Source organism: Runella rosea, from assembly GCF_003325355.1.
GTDB classification, from domain to species: domain Bacteria; phylum Bacteroidota; class Bacteroidia; order Cytophagales; family Spirosomataceae; genus Runella; species Runella rosea.
In genome coordinates this window covers 2,025,234-2,047,551 of record NZ_CP030850.1, presented here as the reverse complement: position 1 = coordinate 2,047,551, position 22,318 = coordinate 2,025,234, and the positions used below count along the sequence as shown (strand labels likewise).

Here is a 22,318-nt window from a genome sequence, read left to right as displayed (position 1 = left end):
ATTGATTGTACACGTACAAAAGCAATCCTAAAGGGCGGCAGCAATACTCGGCTTTTGCCAAAGCCCGCTTGCAGCATCATACTGTTTCAGGATACGGGCGGGGTTTCCCCCCACCACCGAATACGGGGGTACATCCTTCGTGACCACGCTTCCGCCCGCTACTACTGAATGACGGCCAACGGTTACCCCCGCCGTGATGACGACGTTTGCGCCAATCCAGCACTCTTCCTCAATGACAATCGGGCGCGTTGTAACGGGTTGACGGTGAATGGGTAACGTGACATCCTCGTACACGTGGTTCAAGCCCGACATCACTACGTGCTGCGCAATAATGACGTCGGAGCCAATCGTGACGGGGCCAATCACCACCGAACCGATTCCGACCGTGCAATGCTCGCCGATGGTCACGTCTCCTACGCCGTTGTTGACCACACTAAAGGACTCAATTGTACTATGAGCCCCCAGTGTGAAGGCATTGAAAGGCAGTACATCCATCCGTACGTTGGCACGAATGGCCGCCGACCGGTGCTTTTTATGAATAAATGGATTGACAAACCAGCTCACCCACAGGCGTGGCCGAGCCTGACCCGTGGGAATGAGCATCCAATGGACGAATCGTTTGATGGACGGACGGTTGTCCAGATAAGTTTTTATACTCATTTTTTTGGTAATGCTTTCGGGAAAAAACGTGTTTCAATGGCATTCATTAAATCTCCCACCGAATTTTCCCATGAGTGCTCGTGTGCGAAGGCAATACGGGCTTCTGGCGAAGAAAGCTGTTTGCCCTGAAGTACATCTTCAATTTGCCCGATGAATTGGTCGCTGTTTTCGGCCAAATTTACGTGGTCTTTAAACAAGTCCATGGTCTCGGTTTTGACCGCAACGATGGGCTTGCCCATGGCGAGGTATTCGTCAATTTTTCGGGGATAATTCCCAATCGTTACTTCGTTCAGTTTTTGAGGATTAATCAGCACGTCCATTCCTTCTAGGTAGGCAGGGATTTGTTGAGGAGTTTTGGAACCCAAAAAATGGACGTTAGGAAGTGCTTTTAGGCGTTCAACAGGAAAAGAATCGTCGGTTGAGCCAATCAAAACCACTTGCCAATCGGGGCGCTGGGCCGCAACGGTTTCAATAAGTGCGCCATCGAGGCGAAGGCCCGTCAGCGCACCCGCGTAGCCCACTCGAGGGTGCGGGATGGCCTCCAAATCGGCGGGAATCTTGTCTATTTTGTTAGAGTCAAAAAGTTTTAAATCACAGCCTTGACCAACGTACACCGATTGAGGATTGTAGCGAGCGGCCTGATTAGCCAAATAAATGGAATTGCTGGCTATCATGTCTACTTTTTCCATCAGCAATGGCTCAAGACGTAGACCGTGTTTACGCCAAAAATCAACGGCCAGAAAATTATCACGTAAATAATACACCGCTACCTTGGGTTGCAAGAGTTCTTTCATAAAAAAGCCCTGCAACATATCGTTGTCATTGATTAAAATAAATGAATCCCAGCCCAGTTTTTTGACGGCGGCGGTGATTTCATGGGCTATTTTTTTTGTATTGTAACGATTGAGCCAATCATATAACGCCCCATCGGGCATCCAATTGATGGAGGCCACCACCGATTCTGGGCTTAAAACCCACAAATTAGCCCCGTCCTGAATCAGGCGCTGGCCTTGATGTTTTGCCAAAAACTCACTGCGCAGCTGCGCGCGGCCTGATTTTTGAGAGATAACAGTCGACCAGTCCAATGGGTCATTTATAAATAAAACCTGATGAGATTGGGATAAGACCCGGGCCATATCCCGAATATTACTGCCCAAATGCGTCTCTTCCCAAATTTGCCGGGAAGTAATAACAATATTAAACTTTTTGGAGGATATGCCCATCTTATTGGTAGTAGAGTTAGGTATATTTTCTTGACTTGCTTTTTATGGATATTTTACTCTGTTGGAAGGGTGTTATAAAACAAAATACTTCGGGTAAAAAGCGGCCATATTGATAATTTGGCATGGTTTTTAAGGGTAAGAAGAAGAGCTTTGCATGTTTTGATTGGTTCGTTCTCAAAACGTGTTTTACGAGAGCAAAAAAGGTCATAACGTTAATAAATCAAAGATAATAAACGATTTATCTCTTCCAAGAAAGCATACACCAGTGTGCTTATAGTTTGATTTGATAAATATATTATAGTTAATTTTGGTAAGCAAGGACTGTTTTATTTTTTACCCTTGGCATGAAGCCAGCTGCCTGTTTACAGTGTATCTTTGGGGTTGAATAAAACAAAAACTTAATCGGTTAAAATTGGTTTGGTAGGTATTAAAAGGCGAATCTTTTGGGGATATATATATTAATTGATTAAACGGATGATTATGTACTTTTACAAGTGGTCTTCTTTTTTTTGCCACCATTATTGTCTGTTATTGATTAGTGGGGTATGTATGTGTGGGCCGGTGTTTGGACAAAATTCTTCTTTTCAAAAAGCGCCCGCCACCAATATGCGGGGCTCTACATTGGGGACGGCAGACTCGCTGTATGTTGATTTTAATAAAGATATAGCCATGCAGTTGTTACCCTTTAATGACTTGTTTGAGTTAGCACTGTCGCATTCGCCCTTGCTTAATTTTGAGAAAGAAGTGGCCAATGCACAGCAGGCGTCGTATAAACTTTCAAAGTTGCAAATCTTGCAATCAGTGACGGCCGCAGGTAGTTATTCGGCGGGTAATCAGGCGATTATTTCAACTGGGTCGGGGTCTACAGGAGATGCTATCGGGCAAATTGCGAACGGATACCGGGTTGGGCTAAATCTACAGCTCAGCCTTTATGAAATTATAGGAAGAAAACATGTGCTTGCGCAGGCAAAAGCCAACTACCAATCGACGCTCAGCCGCAAAGAAATTCAAGAATTACAACTGAAAAGGGAGTTGATTGATTTGTTTCAGGATTTGTTGACGGCCCAGAAAGTTCTTCAACTTAGGCTGAAAGACCAACAAATGGCGACGGTTGCGTACCAAATCGCGGAGGTGGAATTCAAACAGCGGAAATTGGATGTAAATGCATTCTCGAATATGAGTAAAAGCTATTTTGGCGTTCTTTCTTCCATTGAGGAGGCGAGAGGGTCTTTTTTGAAGTATTTGTATAATCTTGAAGCGCTGGTGGGAGTGCCGATTCAGCGCCTGAAACGTAAATAAACTTGACGGATGACAGTTAATCATTTTATACGTCTTCTGAAAGAAAATACGCTGTGGATTATTCTGTTCCCGCTGCTGACGGCGGGCGCTGTTTATTATTTTACCCGTAACGAACAAAAAGAATATACTGCAAAAGCAACCGTTTATACTGGACTTGCTTCGGGGTATAATATTCAATCTGTCAATAAATCAGGGACTCCAGATTACACAACCATCAGCAATGCCTTCGACAATTTGCTGACGACGCTGAACTCAAACGAGACCATGCGTCAGATTGGTCTGCGCTTACTGGCGCAGCACCTTGTGTTACAAAAACCTGATAGCCTCATTTTATCGCAACCAGGGTTTTCTGAACTACAGAATGCGATTCCTTCAAGTTTTCGGCTTGATTTATTGGCAAATCTGGACTCAACAGGGCTGTATCCTAAGCTGGAAGCACTGGCCAATTCAGAGACGGGCAATCCAATCAAGAGTCTCTTAAACGATCCTTATTCGTACTATTCTACCGAAGGAATTGCCAAAAAGTTAAAGGCAAACCGAAAGAATAGCAGCGATATGATTGAGCTAGAGTATGAGTCGGACGACCGGGGCGTGACCCAGCAAACGCTCGCTCATGCCGTTCGGGTGCTGAATGCGCGCTATGTTTCCCTAAAAAGCATCGACGCCAATCCGGTCATTGATTATTACAAAGGTAAATCCCAAGAAGCACGGGATAAACTAGAGGAGATAGAATCCAAACTGAGGGAGTTTAATGTAAAACACGAACTGGTAAACTTTGCCGAAGAATCCAAGAATGCGGTTTTTTCCCGCGATGGGTTTGCCAAAGAATATACCACAGAGTTGATGCGCAACCGAGCCGCAAAAGCAGGTATGGATGCCCTTCAAAAAAGAATGGGGCAACGCGGTAATTTGTTGTCTATCAATGATGATTTGCTTCAAAAGCAGACTGAGCTGTTGTTTGCTGAAACCGACGTGGTAAGTGCCCAGTCGAGTGGGCAGAGCAACGGCCAGGTGAGTAGTTTGCAGGCAAAATCGGACCGAATAAAGGAAGAAATGAAGGAGATTTCGCGCAGGTATTATGCCGCAGGCAATTCTCCCGAATCCTTGCCCCAAGATAAATTGGTGGAAGATTGGTTGGCAAAAGTGATTGACTTCGAAGAGTCAAATGCCCGCCTCGATGTGTATAAAAAACGCCTTGGAGAATTTCAGGCTAAAATGAGCGAATATAGCCCGCTCGGGACGGACCTTCATCAACTGCAACGCGAACTCGACGTGGCAGAGAAGGAATATCTGGCGTTGACTGCGAGCCTCAACCAAGCGCAAATCTATCGTCAGGATGTGTTGGAGGATGATATACTAAAGATACTGGACCCGCCCAATTATCCGTTAAAGCCCAAACCGAGCAAGCGTCTACTGCTGATTGTGGTGGGTTTTGGTGTGGGTTTGTTTATCGCATTATTGATGACGGTCATTCGTTTTCTGCTCGACCGCCGACTCGATTCTCCCGAGAATGCCGAAGCAAAAATCGGTAAACCCGTGACCATTGCTTTTCCAAAGGTGAAAAAATTTACCCTTGGCTCCAAGGAGAGTCGAGCGGCAATGAGTACGTTTGAGCAGTTGACCAATGCCATCAACATTGAAATTTTACAGTCGGCTTCACAGGTCCCGATTCCGTTGATTACGCTGGTGAGTATGCGTTCAAAACAAGGTAAAACTTGGGTAGCCCACGGCCTGGCGAGATTGTATGCCGAGACGGGCCAGCAAATAGCCTATTTTTACCCAAAGATTACTAAAAATGAACTTCCTTTTGAACAAAATGGAGTCCATTTTTTCCCCTATTCCATTCGTCCAGATTTTATGAATGTGTCTGATTTGACGGGGCTATTGGAGGAGGATAAACCCTTTGCTACCTCTCCTTTTCATAAAATTATCGTGGAACTGCCTCCGCTGGTGAGTAGTCCCTTGCCGCTGTATTTATTTAATAAATGCCACGTTTCGCTTTTGGTTGTGGATGCAAACAGCGTATGGGGGCGCAAGGAGAAACAACTGATGGATTTATACAATAAAATTTCTGTCAATGATCCCATAATTATTTTAAATCGTGTTGAAAAGGAGTATATTGACGCCCCAACGGTGAAAGAAGCGGAGCAAATTTTAGTGCCGTCTGAATTGCTGCTAAAACACCAGCGGAAACTGCCTTCGGCCTCCCAAACCTAACCGATTTAAGCCCGTTTGCCAACGTTATGAGTAACACTAAAAAAGCGATTGATGGAGGGAAATGGATCACTATTTCTACCGTCATATCCACTGTATTTCAGTTTGTTCAGGTCACAATTCTCGCCAGATTATTGGATCCCGCCGTTTTTGGAGTCGTAAGTGTAAGTACGCTAATCATTAATTTCTTCTACATTTTCAGTAACCTCGGTTTTTCAAACTCTATCATTTATAAACAGGAAAACGACCAAAAAGCGTTGTCTACGCTGTATTTTCTGAGTCTCCTGATGGGTTTTTTTATTTTCCTTATCGTCTTTTTCAGCTCACCGCTTATCATTGAGTATTACCATGAGCCGAGGCTTGATAAGGTCATTAAGTTGGCTTCTCTGTATTTTGTGATTATTTATTTCGGACAAATTTACCTGTTTCTGCTCCAGAAAGAACTGCGTTTTAAGTCGATTGCTCTGATGGAAATTGCGGGAGCGGTGGTGGGTGCTGTTACTTCAATCTCGTTGGCATATAGCGGCTTTGAAGAGTTATCGTTGATTTATGGACAATTGGCGATGCACATTGTTCGTACGGGATTACAAATTGTTTTTGGGCTAAAGTTCTTTTTCCCGTCGTTGTATTTCAACTTGGGAATGATCAAAGAGCATATTCGTTTTGGAATGTATAATGTAGGCGATGGGCTGCTGGGTTTTATCCAAGGAAATGCCGATACGATTGTGGTCGGTGGTGTGTTGGGGGTTAAATCGTTGGGTTTTTATACGGTGGCGGCTCAATTGGCCGTGTTTCCGATTACCAAACTCAACCCGATTATATTGCAGGTAGCGTACCCGTTGTTGGCCAAAATGAAAGACAAAGATTCGGAGCTACGTAAGTCATATATCAAAATTTTGGACTTGATTAGCTATCTCAATTTACCTTTGCTGGCGGGGCTGTTTATTACGGCCAACAGTGTTATTCCGCTGCTGTACGGCACAGGCTGGGAGCCGACCATTCCGTTGATTAAGATTTTTGTTTTCCAGAGTTTTTTCAGTTCGTTGGCGCACCCATTGTATACCATTGCCTTTACCAAAGGTAAGCCGAACTTGCTTTTTTATCTTAATTTAGTGACGCTTATCATTAAGATTCCGTTGCTTTATTTCTTTGGAAAATATTGGGAAGTCACTGGCATTGCGTTTGCATTTTTGACGGCTACGTTCATTTATTTGGTACTGAATTTCATGATTGCCCACTCATTAATCGGTCATTTTTTGAAAGAGTTTTTGATCAACCTCAGCAAACCACTGCTGTTTTGTCTGATGATGGTCGGTGGGGTGTTTTTGTATCAACAGTTTGTCGGTAGTGAGGGGCTGCTCCATACCCTTGTTCAGATTGCCATTGGTGGGGGCATTTTTGCGGTTCTGACGTTGAAGTTTAAACTTTCGTTGTCCGAAATTAAAAATTTCAGGAAGTCGATATAAGAAGATGTTATGAAACACCGGTTCAGAATATTGGACATTTTCAGGGGGATTTTTGCCTCAATGGTCGTGTTTTTTCACTTGGCCGATTTTGCCGATACTCCCTTGCTCAACAACGATTTCGTCAGAAACTCGGACATGTTTGTCGATTTTTTCTTCGTGCTCAGCGGGTTTGTGATTGCGTACAATTATCAAACCTTTGCCAAAACCGAAGAAATTGGCACGTTTTTGCAAAAACGACTGTACCGAATCTATCCTTTACATTTATTGATGTTACTGGCTTTTTTGTTTATCGAATTGGTCAAAGGTTATCTTTCGTCGTACGTGCAAGTCAATCAGCCCGTGGGTGCAAACAACAATGTGTATTCGTTTTTTACGTCTTTATTTCTACTTAATTCAGTTAAAGTATTCGGAATTAAGGACGTAAGCTGGAATATTCCGAGTTGGTCCATCAGTGCCGAAATGATTTCATACGTGGTATACGGTGCGGTTGTGCTGCTGCTGCACAAATGGGGGATTGTCCGCCAAAAATTCGTCGTATTTTTGTTTATTTCCCTTGTAGCTTTTGCCTCAATGGTCTTGATTAACCAAAGCTTCCGGCTCAATTATAGTTTTGATTACGGTTTTTTACGCGGCATCATTGGTTTCTTTATTGGGGCATTTTGTTACGGGGTTTTTGACCGGTCTTATGTGTATTTCAAAAAACTGCCCAAGTTATTTTTCGATTTGTCGGAAGTACTCGTTATGGGAACAATTATCACCATGATTTACTACGGAGCCTACTTCAAAGAAATGGGAGGGGTGTACGAAGTGTTGTTTTTTACGTCAATTCTGATTTTTTCTTTCGAACGTGGACTGGTTTCAGATGCGCTAAAAAAATCAATATTTTTGGATAAAGTGGGCTTGTACAGTTACTCAATTTATATGACTCATGCCCTGCTAATCAGTTTGTTCAATGTTCTTTTTATCCGGATTTTAAAATTTCCTCCCTCTGCTTACGTATATTTAGTATTTGTGAATTATTACCTGATTTACAAAGTGTCTGAGTGGACCTATACGCACATAGAGATGAGGTTTAAAGCGAGAAAAAAAACGGTTACATCAACTGTTTAATGGCGTATAATAATGTTTGTAGTGATTATCCCTAACCAACGTTGCCGTGACTAATTCTTTACTTCCCTCTTGGGTTTCCAAACATTTGTCTACGTATCCGCCTGGCGATACCTCGGCGGAGCGCATCACGGATATTCGGTCGAGGCTGAGTAAGTTTCGGGTAGAAAATCCTGAAATATCCATTGTAATTCCCGCCTATAACGAAGAAGCAAATATTCTGAATCTGCTGTCGTCATTGGGTGACCAACAAACAACGCGAAGCGTAGAACTGTTGGTCGTCAATAACAATTCGGCTGACCGTACGCAAGAGTTGTTGGATAAATGCGGCGTACGTTCAATCTTTGAAAAACAACCGGGCGTGGCTTTTGCCCGTCAGTCGGGATTATTGGCCGCCAAGGGGCGAATCATTGCCAATGCCGACGCTGATTGCCTGTACCCGCCTGGTTGGGTGGAGGCCATTACGGCGCCACTCCAAAACCCCGCCATTGCCTGTTCCTACGGATTATACTCGTTTTTGCCCAGTCCTCAGTCGTCGCGGTTGGCGTTGTCGCTGTATGAAAAAGCGGCACACTTGCTCAATCGGGTGCGCAATCGACACCGGTCGTACATGAATGTGTACGGCTTCAATTTTGCTTTTCGCCGCGCAGATGCGTTGGCGGTGGGTGGTTTTGAGACCGATTCGGGCCGGGAAGGTTCCGTGGCCGAATTGATTGCGGCGGGAGAAGCACCGCCGCCGTCGGGCCGGTGTGAAGACGGATTGATGGCTTTGGCGCTGCAAAATCAGGGAAAAGGTACGACTTTTAGGGTCATTGACCCCAACGCTAAGGCATGGACCAGTGATCGACGATTGGTGGCGGATGGAAGTTTGATGAAAGCATTTTCCAAACGTTTTTGGGGTGGGTTTCAAGAAATTGGCCATTTTTTATCACCCACGCCAAAAGCCTCCTCCTGAAACATTAAACTGGGCATGATGACGAATTTCTACAAAACGAATCGTAACGGAAACCGAACTGTGCGCTCGTATCTGTTGCTTTTCGTGGGGTGTTGGTTGGTAGGGGTGTTTGGGAGGAATGCATTTGCCCAGAATTGTGCCGATGGAAATACCATCAGTAATCAAACATTTGGTACGGGTCAGCGGGGGGCTTTGCCAAACGGCTACATCAACTATACTTACGTAACCGATGGCTGTCCCAATGACGGACGCTACACGGTGGCGGGCTCGGTGAGTGGGGCATGTTTTACTAACAGTTGGCACGGACTGAATGAAGACCATACTCCCGGAGACGAGGCGGGTAATATGTTGATTATCAATGCACCCTATCCGGGTGAGATTTATCGGGAAACCATTGCCAATTTATGTACCAAAGCAGCGTACGAATATTCGTTTTGGTTGGTGAATTTAAACCTTGAATTTCCGCCAGGAACCTGTGGTTTTGCCATACCCAATGACCCCGATATTACCATTCGTATAGAAACGCCCGACGGTCAATTGATTGATACTTTACATACGGGAGTAACTTTACGAACACCGACGCCCGTTTGGCGAAAGTTTGCCTTGACTTTCAGTTTCCCTCCCATGGCGGAGGAGACGACAGATGTAGTGATTCGGCTGATTGACAACGGACAAGGAGGGTGTGGAAATGACTTTGCGCTGGATGATTTGGTCCTGAAAAGGTGTACCGATTGTGAAAGTCCGAGTGTGTATGTGCCCGATATATTTACGCCTAATAACGACGGTCAAAATGATGTTTTGGACGTTTTTATGAGCAACGTAGCCGCGTTTGAATTTGTGGTGTATGACCGGTGGGGAAGTGCAATTTTTGTGAGCCGCGACCCGACGGTCAAGTGGGACGGGAAATTTAAAAACGTGGCGTGTCTGGAAGGGGTGTATGCGTGGTCAATGACATATACATTTACGAACTCAACCCAAAAATACACCAAAAATGGTCAGGTGGTGTTGGCTCATTAATTGAAATTAACCTTTTGCCAATCTTTTTAAACTTATGGTAACCTCTGCCAATCATTTTGCGGGTGTCACGTTGCTCATCACTCATTACAATCGCAGCAGTTCGTTGGAGCGTTTGTTAATATCATTTCAAAACTTAGGTTGCGTGTTTGACGACATCGTGGTCTCTGACGATGCCAGTAAGCCCGAGCATTTTAAGGCGGTAGAGGCAATGAAAGAAAAATACGGATTTACGTTGGTTTCGACACCCCAAAACAAAGGGTTGGGTAACAACATCAATAAAGGACAAGCGGCGGTAAAATCGCCCTACACCCTGTACGTTCAGGAAGATTTTGTGCCAAAACCTGCCTTCGTGACGCATTTCAAAGACGCATTGGCGTTTATGGAGCTAGATGACGAGCTGGATATTGTGCGTTTTTACGCCTATTTTGCCTATCCATACCTCAAACCCCACGCTAAAGGCTATTCGTTGATGGTTTTTAAACCGTGGGTATGGTACACCGACCACCTGAAATTTTACTACTACAGCGACCACCCGCATTTGCGTCGAAGCACGTTTTTGGACAAGTTTGGCAAGTATGTCGAAGGCATTAAATCAGACCGTACCGAGTTTTTGATGTGTTTGTCGGTGCTAAAAAAGAAGGGTAAAGGCCTGTTTTTTAATGAATTTACTACCCTTTTTGACCAAAAGAATTCCAGTGATGAACCCAGTACCATTCAACGGAGTAGTTGGCGCGAAAGCACCAATCCCGCTTTTATGGCCTTGCGGTGGTTTTATCTAAAATTCCGATTGTTAAAAAACACAGTTGAACTTATTACTTTCAAATAAAAAATATCGTATTGGTCGTCAGAGGCTTACTGAAAAAGTAGCCGAGACAGCGGCGAATGTGTATTTTCCTAAAAGATAGACCCGATGGCTAAAGCGGAGAACCATTTCCCTGGCGTTACATTGCTCATTACGCATTACAATCGCAGCAGTTCGCTGGAACGTTTGCTAAAAGCATTTGATGCTATTTCCTGTTCATTTGAAGACATTGTGGTTTCAGATGACGCCAGCAAGCCCGAGCATCAACAGGCTATGGAAGAGATGCGTAAACGTTTTCCGTTTCGGCTCATTACGACGCCTAAAAACAAAGGGTTGGCCAATAATCTCAACAAAGGGCAGGAGGCCGTAACAACGCCGTATACGCTCTATGTGCAGGAGGATTTTATTCCTAAACCCGCCTTTATCCCCAAGCTGAAAGCTGCACTTGGTTTTCTCAATGACGATGCGTCTTTGGACATGGTGCGTTTTTATGCCTATTATGAGTATGCCCATTTGGAGCCGTTTAAAGAAGGGTTTTCGCGCATGGTCTATAAACCTTGGTCGGCCAAATACGATAAAATTTACTTCTACAGCGACCACCCGCACCTGCGGCGTAGCACGTTTTTGAACAAATTTGGGCGTTACGTAGAAGGGATTAAGTCGGATAAAGCAGAGTATATGATGTGCCTCGCCTTCATTCAAAATAAAGGTACGGGCCTGTTTTACGATGACTTCAAAGGGTTATTTGACCAAGTAAATTCGGACAATGAACCCAGCACGGTGCAGCGTAATAACTGGCGTCAACAAAGCAATAATCCATTCATACGCCTAGCACGGACGCTGTATCGGCAAATCAAATACAACTACGATTTACGTTTTACCCGCCCGCATTGAAATTGGGCTTAGCAAAGCAGGTTTTCGGATTAGTGTAGCAAGTTTCTCAAAACTTGTTTTTGTGTAAGATAAATAGCTTTTTACCACTAAAAACCCCCGCCAAGAAACGCTTCGCGGGGGTTTTTGGTGGTACGTACTAAATATTAAGGCGCTTTTACGATTTTACGGAAGGCGCGTTGGTTGCCTTGCTGAATCTCGATGATGTAAGCACCAGGCAGTAAATTTGACACGTCCACCCTTTCGGAAAATGAAGTTGCCGTTTTAGTGAACGTTGCTTCACGGTGGAGGATGCCCAGATTGGCGTTGAAAATGCGGACCTGCAATTTTTCCCGACTGGTACTTTCAAACGAAACCAATACGTAATCGGTGGATGGGTTAGGGTAGACGGTGACGATGTCGTGTAGTTTAACGTTTTCGGCAACTAACTCTTTCGGGGCAAAGGTGGCGTTGGTTTTGTCGCCAATGCGGGCTATTGGAGTCGATGTAGAGTCGGTGGTGCTACTGACTACTTGGTCGGAGGCTACAATAAAAATAGGCGTTTCAGTCACGGTGACGGTCAATTGCCCCTGCGTGGTGCTGACCAATTCTACGTTCATGGTGTCGCGGCCGATGGTTGGCGTGTAGATTTTGGCCGAGGTGGCGCTTCCCAAATTTAACGTTGCCGAGCCCGTACGACCTGTTTCGTCGGGAATAACCAGCGCATACGCCGATTTACCGTTGAGCTCGTAGCGGTCGATGATGGGGTTGTTTTGGAGGGTTTCTTTGTACGTATACTGCCCGAATTGACGGTTGGTTTGGTACAGAAAATCCGCCGCTGGTTTGCGTGTTTGGTTGTTGTTGAGTAGCCCAGAAGAACCGAATTGCGTAGGATTATTGATATCGTAGTCGTAAGTTTGGTAAAAATAAACCCGTTCGATACCTTTTCGGGCGTAGAAAAGGGCATTTCTCAATATCCAGTCGGCTTGGGTCTGTAAGACCGACTTATTGCCGATGGCAATGGCTTTAAGCGGACTTCCTTGATTGACGTCATAGCCGGTTTCGCTCATCCAGACAGGCATATCTTGCGATTCTTTTTGGGCCAATTGGATGAATTTTTCGGTCACTATCCCCGCCGTTGATACTTCTGGCGCTACGCCGCGTGTGCCAGTCCCGTCTTGCGTAGAAGACGCATTGTCGGGATAAAAATGGTAGTTAATCACGTCCCAACACAAGTTGACGCTTCCGTCAGGGCGGTACCCGCGAAATTCTTTGCACCAGTCAATCATTCCTTTGATGTAATCAACCCCGATAAAGGGAGACGCCAATCCCGCAATGACAATTTTGATAGAAGGGTCGGCGTTTTTTACGCCTACGCCAGGACCCATCGTGTTTTTATGTCCATCGTAGAAAGCGGATAAATTGGCGGCGTATTCGCGGCCTGTTTGGTAGGCTTTACGGCCCTTCCACCACTTATCGCGCTCGTTGTCGCACTCGATGTATTTGATGAGGTTCAACCCGATTTTGACTTCGTTGATGCCGTCGCCGTTCCAGCGCTGGCGGGTATCCACACTCAGTAAGGCGGGGTTGACATTGGGGTTGTTTCCGTACCGAGCGGCATACTGAAATGCGACTTTTGCCTGTTCTATGTACGAAAGTGGGTCCGAAAAATTCTTGCCGTACCGTAGCGGAACATTCTCTGAGTCTCTTTCTCCTTCGGGATAGGTAGCGGTCATCCACGGTGGAATGGTTTTGATACAGGCCAATACCTCCATGCCTTCAGCTTTGAGGCGTGTATAGAGGCCGTCATAATCCCAGCTGCCGCTGTGGGTGGGGTTGAAGGTATAACCTCCTTCGTTGGGTTCTAGTTTTTCCCAGTCGATGTAGTGGCGTATTCCGCCGAAGGTCTTCATGGCCTTCAGTTTGGTTTCACTGATACGGTTGTCCCAAGCTTCCTCAAAATCCCACTCAAACGCGTTGACGCCAATCATTTCCTTCAATTTAATGGATTTTTGGCGGTAAGGGCCGTTTGATGTGGCCGACGGCGGCGTATAAGCACCGTACAATTCTATTTCGGTAGGATAACCCCACCAGGCGTTGATGACCAAATAACGCGCATTGGTAATGGCAGAATCTAAGTTGAATTTCGCATCGCCCGTGGTAGAGCGGCCTGAATAGGGACCTACCCAGCCGTTATACACTTCTCCCGTAAACGTAGCAACAGGAATCCGCCGCCAATCGCTGGTGATAATCGAGAGCGTCATGGGTTTGTCGGCAAAAGAGCCTTCTCCGTCAAAGAATTTGATACGGTCAATTGTCATTTGTTCGCCTTCCAAAAGTGGGTAGTAAGCATCATAATTCTCCAACACTTTGCTGTAGCCAGTATGCACGGTCACGTCGGTCACGTTGTCAAATAAGCCTTCCAAACCTTTGGGCGCGTTATTGAGCTGATACCAGCGGGCGGCTTGAATCGGAATTTTAACCCCAGTATAGGGCGGCGGCGGTGGAGTAGCGGTAACAACGGTTAGGGTTTGGTTAACATTATTTGCTGACAGGTAGCTGGTATTGCCAGCCTGTGAAGCCGTAATGGTGGTCGTACCCGCCGTCAGAATGGTGGCTTTCCAAACACCAGAGACGTTGGATACCGAAGCAACCGCTGGGTTGGAAGAAGTAAAAGTAATGGGCGTTTGGTTCTGGTTACTGGAGGCGACCAAATCAAAAGGCGCATCACCGACTGTTTTTTGGGGTAAAGCTCCAAAATTAATGACCGATTGAATCTGGGTATTAGCCCCTTTCGTTACGTTAAACCAATTAAAATTCCAACTGCCGTTAACGGCGTAAATTCTAATAATTTGCTTCCCTACTGGCAGCGCAACTGTAGTGCTGACTGTATCCCAGGTTTGCCAGCCTCCCGTAACAGGCAGGGTAAGGGCACTTAAAACGCCGCCTGAAGCGTTTCGGAGTTCGAGTTTGCCATCTCCGTAAGGTTTGGCGATGCGGAAAGTAAACTTATAAGTGGCGGCTTCGTCGACGCTGAAGTGATAATCGAGCCAATCGTTGTCATCAATCCAACCTACATTGGATCCCCCGCCTACGTCTTGGGTATTTTCGGGTTTTACGTCGCTGACAACGTCGTAGTCTTCGGCTTCGGTTTTTCCAAGAATCGGTCGGCTGCCCGTGACCTCAAACCAGTTGAAATTCCAGTCGCCATGCTTGGCATAAATGCGCAGTGTTTGTTGGCCAGCGGTGAGTGGAATAAAAACCTTGGCCGTGGCCCATCCTTGCCACCCGCCCGTGTAGGGCAACACAATGGAGCCAAGTACCGCGCCAGTGGCAGATTTTACTTCAATGGTACCGTCGCCGTATCCTTTGGCCACCCTAAAACCGAAGGTATAAATTCCTGAAGCGGCCACGTTGACCGTGTAGTCCATCCAGTCTCCGTCGTTAATCCAGCCAATGTTTAAACCGCCGCCCGTGTCTTGGGTGTTTTCGGTATTGATGCCGCTCATGACATCATAGTTTTCGGCTTCGATTCTGCCCGGAATGGCGTTGTATTTTTCTACTTCAAACCAGTTGAAGTTCCATGAGCCGTATTTGGCGTAAATACGTAAGGTTTGTTGTCCGGCCGTGAGCGGAATAATGATGCTCGATGTCCCCCATCCTTGCCAGCCGCCAGTAAACGGCAAAACGACCGAACCCAGCACTGTGCCATTGGTTGTTCTTACTTCAAGGGTGCCATCGCCAAATCCCTTGGCGGTTCTGAAACTGAACTTATACGTCCCGCTGACTGGAACATTGACATTATAATCCATCCAATCGTTGTCTTCAATCCAGCCTACATTTAGGCCACCGCCAGTATCTTGGGTGTTTTCAGTTGCAATGCCGCTCATGGCATCGTATGCTTCAGCCTCAATTTTGCCCGGAATGGCTTTCTGAGCGAAAACGCTTATGGTTAATAACAGCAGGAGTACATTTAGATAGAGTTTTTTCATAAAGCTTCGTAAACGTTGGAGTTGTAGTACTTAATATAATTGGCATATTAGTTAAAAATAATTAAAATAATATCAAAAGATTAGAGTCATTGTTGTACTCAAACAATTAGAAATATAACTTTTAGGAATAATTGTATTGAAAGCTTGGCTTTTTTTACGCCTTTTTATTAGAGCGGTTAGTTTTTTTTGAAATACATTAAGTGTATTTTGCCATGACTATTCAACGATTGAAAAAAAACGTTTTATTTCCACCGAAAATACAATCTTCCTAATGCAATTTTTTGGATATTTTCTCCTAATGCCAATAGTTATCTATTTGGTATTTAATGTTTTGTATTTATTGTTGTCGGCGGTTGCGGGTCGTTTAGGCAAAGCTGACGATGTTTCTATTTCAACCAAACCTACGCTGATACGAAAAATCGCGGTGCTGATTCCAGCCTACAAAGAAGATAAAGTGATTATTGATTCGGTGGAAGCGAACCTTCAACTTGACTATCCAAAAAGTAATTTTGATTTGTTTGTCATTGCAGATTCTTTTTTGCCCGAAACCCTCCAAAAACTGGCGACTTATCCCATTAAAGTCATTACGGTAGAGTTTGAGCAATCTACGGTGCAAAAGTCAATTGCGTATGCGCTGCACCAACTTCCCCGAAATACCTATGATATTGTGATGGTCTCCGACGCCGACAATCACATGCGCCCCGATTTTTTGCAACGCATCAATTTGGCCTTTGACCAAGGCTGGAAAGTAGTACAGGGGCATCGGGTGGCCAAAAATACCAATACCAGTGTGGCGGTTTTTGATGCGATGAACGAAGAAGTCAACAACCATCTTTTTCGCGCGGGCCAACGGGCGTTGGGCATGTCGGCTTCGTTGATCGGGTCGGGGATGGCGTTCGTGCCCGATGCAATGATGCACGGAATGAGTCGCCTCCAAACCATTGGAGGGTATGATAAAGAGTTGGAAATGAATCTATTGTTGGATGGTTTTCATATTGCATACCTGAAGGACGCATACATTTATGATGAAAAAGTACAAAACCTAGCGGTCTTTGAGCGGCAGCGCTCTCGGTGGATTGCGGCCCAGATTCACTTTATTAAGTTTTATTTTACGACTGGATTCGCGCAGTTGTTTAAAGGAAATTTCCATGCCTTCAACGCTTACCTAAAAGGATTGATTATGCCGCGTACGTTGTTGCTGGCGGTTTTAGGACTGGGCGTATTGATTGGTTTGGTATTCTTAAATATTCCGATTTTAGTCACGATGGGGAGCCTGCTGGGCGTTCTTGCTTTTACCCTTGCTATTTCTATTCCGGGGTATCTTTGGAAGAAAATTTCTGCCAAAGATTTTCTTCTCCTATTTCAATTGATTTTCCGAATGGTGCGCTCACTGCTCAATATCAAGGCCGCCAGTAAAAGCTTTTTGCCAACTCCCCACGGAGAAACCGAAACAAAAACGCCGTAGGAAAGGCTTTGATAGTTGGGTAAATTCGTTCAAAGGGCACTTATTTCAAGGTTTCATTTGCGGGTAGCATTGAACTTTCGGGCGGTGTTTTTTTGTACTTTAAACAGTACATTTCAGAAAGCCTCTTTTATCGTTTGTTCATGCGTCTTACCTACTTTAAACTCATCGCTACCGTTTTTTTCTGGGGCACTAATTTCGCGGCGGGCAAAATCGCCGTTCAATCTTTAGGACCTTATTCAACGGCCTTCCTGCGGTTTGTCATCGGAGCGATGCTATTGATGGCTTATCTTTACAAAACCAACGGCAAAATTCCTTCTCTTACCCCCAAGCAATGGGGGTTGGTGTTTATCTCTGCACTAATGGGGGTGTTTTTATATAACTTGTTCTTTTTCAGTGGTATTCAGTATATGCCTACGGTACGAGCCTCGCTCGTAATTGCCTTTGCGCCCATTACGATTACGCTGGGAAGTTGGCTTTTTTTAGGGGAGCAGGTGTCTGTTATCAAATGGGCGGGCATTGCGTTGTCTATTTTTGGGGCGGCTGTTGTGCTTGCTCGCGGTGATTTTTCATCCCTTCTTTCCAACACAACCTGGGGGTTGGGCGAATTGCTCATCATGGGCTGTGTTTTGAGTTGGACGGTTTATACGCTCATTGGCCGAGTAGCGCTGAAAACCATTCCTGCGCTGTCGCTTAGTTCTTTCTCGGCGCTGATTGGCGCGGTTTTGTTGTTTATCCCTGCACTTCAACATGGATTAATCGAACGTTTGGAACAAGCAAGTTGGCAGGCATTGGCGGCGGTAGTGTACATGGCAATGACCGCCACCGCGCTGGGGTTTATTTGGTATTATGAAGCCGTTCAAAAAATAGGCGCTACCAAAGCCGCCGTCGTAGGAAACTTGACCCCCGTTTTTGCGGCCATTATTGCCGTTACGCTTTTGGGAGAAGAACTGACATTGACAACCATCATCGGAGGGGTTTTGGTATTGGCGGGGGTACTACTGACGACGATGAAGTAAGGAGAAGGGATAAGAAGTAGGGTGTAACAAAAAGAATGCATTTTCGTTTACTTTTTAATCATAATGGTCATTAAAAAAACTGTGGTATGAGCATCAGACCTTTACTGCTAACTATATTGCTTACAGGAATCGTTGGGATGACCTTCAATGCCTGCAAGAAAAACGAAGAGCCAACAACGGCGCCCGTTGCAAAAGCCTCGTTTGAGTTAATTCAGGAACGTATTTTTACACCTACCTGTGCCACTTCGGGTTGCCATGCTTCGGAGCAGGAATCTACTTTCAGTCAACACGGTTTAGTGCTTGCCACGGGTAAATCCTACGATTATTTATTCAACAAAGACCCTAAAAATCAAAATGCGGTGGAAGATAAGTTGAAGCGTGTCTTGCCGTATTTTTCACTGCAAAGTTTACTTTTTCATAAACTTAATTGGGAAGGCGGCGCGCACCACGGCGGCAAAAGCTACGGTACGCCCATGCCCCTAAACGGAAAAGCTCTTTACAAGGGGCAGATTGAATTTATTCGACGTTGGATTGAGGCAGGCGCGCCCCGCACTGGTGCCGTGGCCGATACGGTACTATTGGCCGATAAAACACCAAGTTTTTAGGTTTATTTTGATTGACTCTAAATAAAGAGCATAAAATCGCGTATATTTGCCGTGATGATTAGTGAAGCAACCTACATAAACGAACTTTACACCAATTCAAAAGGAACGACCTATCAATGTGATCGTTCGGCTCGAATTATGGTAGAATTTGCAGGGTATAAAATGGCTTTCAGAATCAACGATTTTCTGAATTTTAAGCAGAAAGTCGACAATGTAGATTTACACGCGATGATTTTCAACCTTTCGGACGAATATGATTTTGAAGTCATTGAGGCTCCCCAAGCAAATCTTTCGCTGAAATTAACCCTTTGTGATTTGGTCCACTTGCGTGAATTGCTGGAAGGGACTAAATTTATGCTTGAACTGAATAGCCTGCTCTACGAGCGTATTTACAACGTGCCCGCCTACGTTTAATCCATCACCATTTCTGACTGTTTGAAAGGTTTGCCGCCCTCGGGTGCAGACTCATTATTTCACACTTTATTGGTCAGGAATGAAATCAGTCTACGAATTTTTGAACGGTTATTTTGACCGAGTTTTTGTGGTTACGCTAAGGCGGGCCACTGACCGACAGGAGGCTGTAAAACAGCACCTTGAGGGGTTAAACTATGAGCTCTTTTGGGCGGTAGATAAAAAGGATTTTACCCTCGCAGACTCCATCAAGTCGGGGGTGTATGATGAAGCCAAAGCGGTAAAATTCAATCGTCATAGGCACAGCAAATTATCGTTGGGTGAAATCGCCTGCGCTTGGTCGCACCGAAATCTTTACGAAAAAATTGTACAAGAAGGCCACGAACGCGTGCTGATTTTTGAAGACGACGTGGTGCCTAAACTTCAGATGCTAGAACTACTGCGTACGACAATGAATCAACTGCCCGAACATTGGGAGTTGGTGTATCTGGGTTTTTTGAAAAATGAAGAAATAACGCCCAAACATTGGCGTAAAAAGCAGTTCTATAAATTGTTGGCAACTTTCCGAGCTTACAAGTGGCTCACCCGCCACCACGTCAATAATTTATATCCTAAACCTTACTCTACCAATTTACGCATTGCTGGTTTGCACGATTGTACGCACGCGTATGCTGTGTCAAAATCAGCGGCTGAAAAACTGCTGAAAGCACAAACCCCCATTTATTCAAGAGCCGATGAGCTGATGACGCATGAGGTAATCAGAGGTAATCTTGCCGCCTTTATTTGCCGCCCCACTTTTTTTGACCAGGAAGATTTTGCGAGGGGCCACGCTAACGCAGATTCCTACATTTGGTCGTAGAAAAATGTAAATTAGGAGGAATCTGGTCTAGGAAAAGGGAAATCAAACCCATTCGCTATTCGGCGATGTGAGTACGATTTTCCCTTTTTTCGTTTCAGCATTGGCGTTGGGCGACTCAGCAACAACTAACACAGCCTCTTACAAAGTGTCTCGCGCCTAATGCCAATGCCGTGCGGGTGTCGAATTAAGGCTTTACTCTTTTTTGTTTAGCTCTGTTAACTTGTTTTGTTGCCCAGTCACCGAATGTTTTTAAGAAGTCGGCAACTGTGTTAAACTGCTCATCTGTCAAACTTGATTTTCTTAATAAGCCAACTGTTGCAGAGCCAGCCATTGTCTTGTCGTTATCACTTTGCAGAATTTCTAAAATTTGTTTTAAAGAATGATTATCAAAGAAAGCTTGTGAGGCGAAGTAGTTAATAAATGTCTGGTAGCGATAATGTTCTATATTGTCATCTTCTCCTAATTCTAATTCTTTCATCTGTTGGTTTAAGCTATCAATTGTCAATATGCCGTTGTCAAGCCAGAGTTGTGAATAACCAAGCCTCAAAAGTTTATCTTGAATTGTTGTGTCAACCATAATGTGTACGAAATAAGTGTCGACAAATCAACGCTTTACGAATCAGAAGCGATTTTTTTGACTTCTATATAGAATCCTCGGTCTACGTCAAGCGCGGATGATTTTTTAACTTTTATAGACTTCCATTCAGTCGTCGGTTTCAGGGTTTTCCATTCGCCGTTTTCAGCTTTATACTTGATTGGCATGTCAAATCCTTCCACTACGTTGTTCCAACGGTATGAAAGTTTCTTTTTTTCGATGCGATACTCAAGCACCGGAATCCGAATATCGCGCAGGTATTGGTCAAAAACTTTGCTCAGGTTGATACCCGCTTCGTTGCTGATGTAGTCCTCAATTTGCTGGGTTGTAACGGTTTGATGATAAAACGTTTTATTCATTCCGCGTAAGATGCCGCGCCATTTCTCATCATTGTTGATGATTTGACGAATCGTGTGCAGCATATTGCCGCCTTTGTAGTACATATCGCCTGAGCCACTGCGGTTTACGTTGTAGGTGCCAATAATAGGCTTATCGTTGCGAATCAATTTACGGCAGCCAATCACGTAGTCGCTACCTGCCTCTTTGCCGTAGTAATATTCGGTATACAGATTTTCGGAATAGTTGGTAAAACTCTCGTGAATCCACATATCCGCTTGGTCTTTGTAGGTAATATTATTGGCGTACCATTCATGTCCAGATTCATGAATAATAATAAAATCCCATTTTAGGCCCCAGCCAGTGGCGGATAAATCCCGACCCAAATAACCATTTTTGTATCCGTTGCCGTAGGTGACCGAGCTTTGATGCTCCATGCCCAAGTAAGGTACCTCAACGAGCTTGTAGCTGTCTTCATAAAAAGGATAAGGGCCAAACCAATGTTCAAAAGCGCGAAGCATGGGTTTCGTCTGCTGAAATTGGGCTTTGGCTTTGTCGAGGTTTTCGGCGAGTGCGTAAAACGATAAATCCAGCGTACCTTTTTCGCCATTCAGCGTATCCGTCCAGGACACGTAGTTGCCAATGTTGACATTAACGCCGTAGTTATTGATGGGGTTTTGAACGTACCAATCAAAGGTGCGCGTACCGTCGGAATTTTCGGTGATGCTCCGCAATCGTCCGTTTGAAACATCCATTAGGGGCTTAGGCACTGTCACACTGATGCGCATACTGTCGGGCTCATCGTACATGTGGTCTTTGCAGGGCCACCAGACACTGGCGCCCAATCCTTGGCACGAAGTAGCCACAAAAGGCAATCCATCTTTGTCTTTTTTCCACGAAAATCCGCCATCCCACGGGGCGCGTTTGGCCACATGTGGGCGGCCGCTATATTCAATGACCAGCGATTCTTGTTTTTGGGTCTCCTGTTTTTTGACTAAATCAATGAAAAAAGCGTTGCCGTCGCGGCGAAAAGAGAGCGTTTGCCCGTCTTGGGTAACACGGCTGATGTTCATCGGACGTTGTAAGTCAATTTGGAGAGTTTGGTAAGGTTGGAGTACTTTGTAGCGTACTGTTACGCTGCCGTTGAGTGTGCTATCTTGGGGTTGAACGCGGACATTGAGGTGATAAAACTGCAAATCCCACCAAGCGCGTTCTTTGGTAATACTGCCACGAAGCGTATCATCATGGGTAAAAATATAGGTTTGAGCAGAGGCGGCAAGCTGAAGTAAAAAAACAAGCGCAAAGGTGTAGAGGACTTTCATAGGAAACGGTAGATTAAAAGCCTTTTTGGGTGTTAGGTGTTGATGATTGTTTTGGTCGGACAATAATACCGTTTTCAGGGCACAAAAAAAATCCGAACGGGAAG

The 22,318-nt window shown here is 45.0% G+C and carries 18 protein-coding genes; 13 read left to right on the top strand and 5 right to left on the bottom strand.

The features are described 5' to 3' along the window. Positions 1-27 precede the first annotated feature (27 nt). Both DR864_RS08770 and DR864_RS08765 read right to left on the bottom strand, forming a co-directional pair. Complete coding sequence (locus DR864_RS08770) at positions 28-660, bottom strand: acyltransferase (protein ID WP_114066607.1); 633 nt, start codon at positions 658-660, stop codon at positions 28-30. Further along, a complete protein-coding gene (locus DR864_RS08765) occupies positions 657-1,883 on the bottom strand; it encodes a glycosyltransferase (protein WP_114066606.1) in 1,227 nt (408 codons plus the stop codon). The genes DR864_RS08770 and DR864_RS08765 overlap by 4 nt, the downstream gene beginning before the upstream one ends. 669 nt (positions 1,884-2,552) lie before the next feature. On the opposite strand from DR864_RS08765, the gene DR864_RS08760 reads away from it, so the two are divergent. The 8 genes from DR864_RS08760 (at position 2,553) to DR864_RS08725 (ending at position 11,637) form a co-directional block, all read left to right on the top strand. After that, complete coding sequence (locus tag DR864_RS08760; protein ID WP_162793661.1) at positions 2,553-3,182, top strand: TolC family protein; 630 nt, start codon at positions 2,553-2,555, stop codon at positions 3,180-3,182. 9 nt (positions 3,183-3,191) lie between these two features. After that, entirely contained in the window at positions 3,192-5,399 is a 2,208-nt protein-coding gene (locus tag DR864_RS08755; protein WP_114066604.1) for a GumC family protein, read from the top strand. Positions 5,400-5,425: 26 nt separating this feature from the next. Next, positions 5,426-6,862: an MOP flippase family protein gene (locus tag DR864_RS08750; protein ID WP_114066603.1), complete on the top strand. Its 1,437-nt coding sequence runs from the start codon at positions 5,426-5,428 to the stop codon at positions 6,860-6,862. Positions 6,863-6,871: 9 nt separating this feature from the next. Then, positions 6,872-7,972 (top strand): acyltransferase family protein, encoded by a 1,101-nt coding sequence (locus DR864_RS08745; protein ID WP_114066602.1) that lies wholly within the window; start codon positions 6,872-6,874, stop codon positions 7,970-7,972. 46 nt (positions 7,973-8,018) lie between these two features. Next, positions 8,019-8,924 (top strand): glycosyltransferase family 2 protein, encoded by a 906-nt coding sequence (locus DR864_RS08740; protein ID WP_114066601.1) that lies wholly within the window; start codon positions 8,019-8,021, stop codon positions 8,922-8,924. A 15-nt stretch (positions 8,925-8,939) separates the two neighbouring features. Further along, on the top strand, positions 8,940-9,941 hold the full coding sequence (locus tag DR864_RS08735) for a T9SS type B sorting domain-containing protein (RefSeq protein WP_114066600.1): 1,002 nt from the start codon (positions 8,940-8,942) through the stop codon (positions 9,939-9,941). Between the two features lie 34 nt (positions 9,942-9,975). Then, on the top strand, positions 9,976-10,767 hold the full coding sequence (locus DR864_RS08730; protein WP_114066599.1) for a glycosyltransferase: 792 nt from the start codon (positions 9,976-9,978) through the stop codon (positions 10,765-10,767). An 84-nt stretch (positions 10,768-10,851) separates the two neighbouring features. Continuing rightward, positions 10,852-11,637, top strand: a complete 786-nt coding sequence (locus DR864_RS08725; protein ID WP_114066598.1) for a glycosyltransferase family 2 protein — start codon at positions 10,852-10,854, stop codon at positions 11,635-11,637. Between the two features lie 143 nt (positions 11,638-11,780). Here DR864_RS08725 and DR864_RS08720 read toward each other — a convergent pair whose 3' ends face one another. After that, the gene (locus tag DR864_RS08720; protein WP_114066597.1) at positions 11,781-15,605 is read right to left on the bottom strand and encodes a carbohydrate-binding protein; all 3,825 of its coding nucleotides are present in this window, start codon (positions 15,603-15,605) and stop codon (positions 11,781-11,783) included. Positions 15,606-15,903: 298 nt separating this feature from the next. Between DR864_RS08720 and DR864_RS08715 the strand changes: the two genes are divergently transcribed. From DR864_RS08715 to DR864_RS08695, 5 genes are all read left to right on the top strand, one after another. Continuing rightward, complete coding sequence (locus DR864_RS08715) at positions 15,904-17,070, top strand: glycosyltransferase family 2 protein (RefSeq protein ID WP_229599547.1); 1,167 nt, start codon at positions 15,904-15,906, stop codon at positions 17,068-17,070. 140 nt (positions 17,071-17,210) lie between these two features. Beyond that, positions 17,211-18,086 (top strand): DMT family transporter, encoded by an 876-nt coding sequence (locus tag DR864_RS08710; RefSeq protein WP_162793659.1) that lies wholly within the window; start codon positions 17,211-17,213, stop codon positions 18,084-18,086. 86 nt (positions 18,087-18,172) lie between these two features. Further along, complete coding sequence (locus tag DR864_RS08705) at positions 18,173-18,691, top strand: hypothetical protein (protein WP_162793657.1); 519 nt, start codon at positions 18,173-18,175, stop codon at positions 18,689-18,691. A 54-nt stretch (positions 18,692-18,745) separates the two neighbouring features. Then, complete coding sequence (locus DR864_RS08700) at positions 18,746-19,105, top strand: hypothetical protein (protein WP_114066593.1); 360 nt, start codon at positions 18,746-18,748, stop codon at positions 19,103-19,105. 79 nt (positions 19,106-19,184) lie between these two features. Then, positions 19,185-19,961, top strand: coding sequence for a glycosyltransferase family 25 protein (locus tag DR864_RS08695; RefSeq protein ID WP_114066592.1), 777 nt, complete (start codon positions 19,185-19,187; stop codon positions 19,959-19,961). 184 nt (positions 19,962-20,145) lie between these two features. On the opposite strand, the gene DR864_RS08690 is transcribed toward DR864_RS08695, so the two are convergent. After that, positions 20,146-20,538, bottom strand: a complete 393-nt coding sequence (locus DR864_RS08690; RefSeq protein WP_114066591.1) for a hypothetical protein — start codon at positions 20,536-20,538, stop codon at positions 20,146-20,148. Between the two features lie 35 nt (positions 20,539-20,573). Further along, on the bottom strand, positions 20,574-22,214 hold the full coding sequence (locus DR864_RS08685) for a M1 family metallopeptidase (RefSeq protein ID WP_114070212.1): 1,641 nt from the start codon (positions 22,212-22,214) through the stop codon (positions 20,574-20,576). Between the last annotated feature and the right edge of the window lie 104 nt (positions 22,215-22,318).

What these genes read in the sequence shown, in the direction of transcription:
- DR864_RS08705 (WP_162793657.1), top strand. Translation starts at nt 18,173, where the DNA reads ATGAGCATCAGACCTTTACTGCTAACTATATTGCTTACAGGAATCGTT.
- DR864_RS08750 (WP_114066603.1), top strand. Translation starts at nt 5,426, where the DNA reads ATGAGTAACACTAAAAAAGCGATTGATGGAGGGAAATGGATCACTATT.
- DR864_RS08700 (WP_114066593.1), top strand. Translation starts at nt 18,746, where the DNA reads ATGATTAGTGAAGCAACCTACATAAACGAACTTTACACCAATTCAAAA.
- DR864_RS08690 (WP_114066591.1), bottom strand. Translation starts at nt 20,538, where the DNA reads ATGGTTGACACAACAATTCAAGATAAACTTTTGAGGCTTGGTTATTCA.
- DR864_RS08685 (WP_114070212.1), bottom strand. Translation starts at nt 22,214, where the DNA reads ATGAAAGTCCTCTACACCTTTGCGCTTGTTTTTTTACTTCAGCTTGCC.
- DR864_RS08760 (WP_162793661.1), top strand. Translation starts at nt 2,553, where the DNA reads ATGCAGTTGTTACCCTTTAATGACTTGTTTGAGTTAGCACTGTCGCAT.
- DR864_RS08725 (WP_114066598.1), top strand. Translation starts at nt 10,852, where the DNA reads ATGGCTAAAGCGGAGAACCATTTCCCTGGCGTTACATTGCTCATTACG.
- DR864_RS08765 (WP_114066606.1), bottom strand. Translation starts at nt 1,883, where the DNA reads ATGGGCATATCCTCCAAAAAGTTTAATATTGTTATTACTTCCCGGCAA.
- DR864_RS08730 (WP_114066599.1), top strand. Translation starts at nt 9,976, where the DNA reads ATGGTAACCTCTGCCAATCATTTTGCGGGTGTCACGTTGCTCATCACT.
- DR864_RS08770 (WP_114066607.1), bottom strand. Translation starts at nt 660, where the DNA reads ATGAGTATAAAAACTTATCTGGACAACCGTCCGTCCATCAAACGATTC.
- DR864_RS08735 (WP_114066600.1), top strand. Translation starts at nt 8,940, where the DNA reads ATGATGACGAATTTCTACAAAACGAATCGTAACGGAAACCGAACTGTG.
- DR864_RS08715 (WP_229599547.1), top strand. Translation starts at nt 15,904, where the DNA reads ATGCCAATAGTTATCTATTTGGTATTTAATGTTTTGTATTTATTGTTG.
- DR864_RS08720 (WP_114066597.1), bottom strand. Translation starts at nt 15,605, where the DNA reads ATGAAAAAACTCTATCTAAATGTACTCCTGCTGTTATTAACCATAAGC.
- DR864_RS08755 (WP_114066604.1), top strand. Translation starts at nt 3,192, where the DNA reads ATGACAGTTAATCATTTTATACGTCTTCTGAAAGAAAATACGCTGTGG.
- DR864_RS08745 (WP_114066602.1), top strand. Translation starts at nt 6,872, where the DNA reads ATGAAACACCGGTTCAGAATATTGGACATTTTCAGGGGGATTTTTGCC.
- DR864_RS08710 (WP_162793659.1), top strand. Translation starts at nt 17,211, where the DNA reads ATGCGTCTTACCTACTTTAAACTCATCGCTACCGTTTTTTTCTGGGGC.
- DR864_RS08695 (WP_114066592.1), top strand. Translation starts at nt 19,185, where the DNA reads ATGAAATCAGTCTACGAATTTTTGAACGGTTATTTTGACCGAGTTTTT.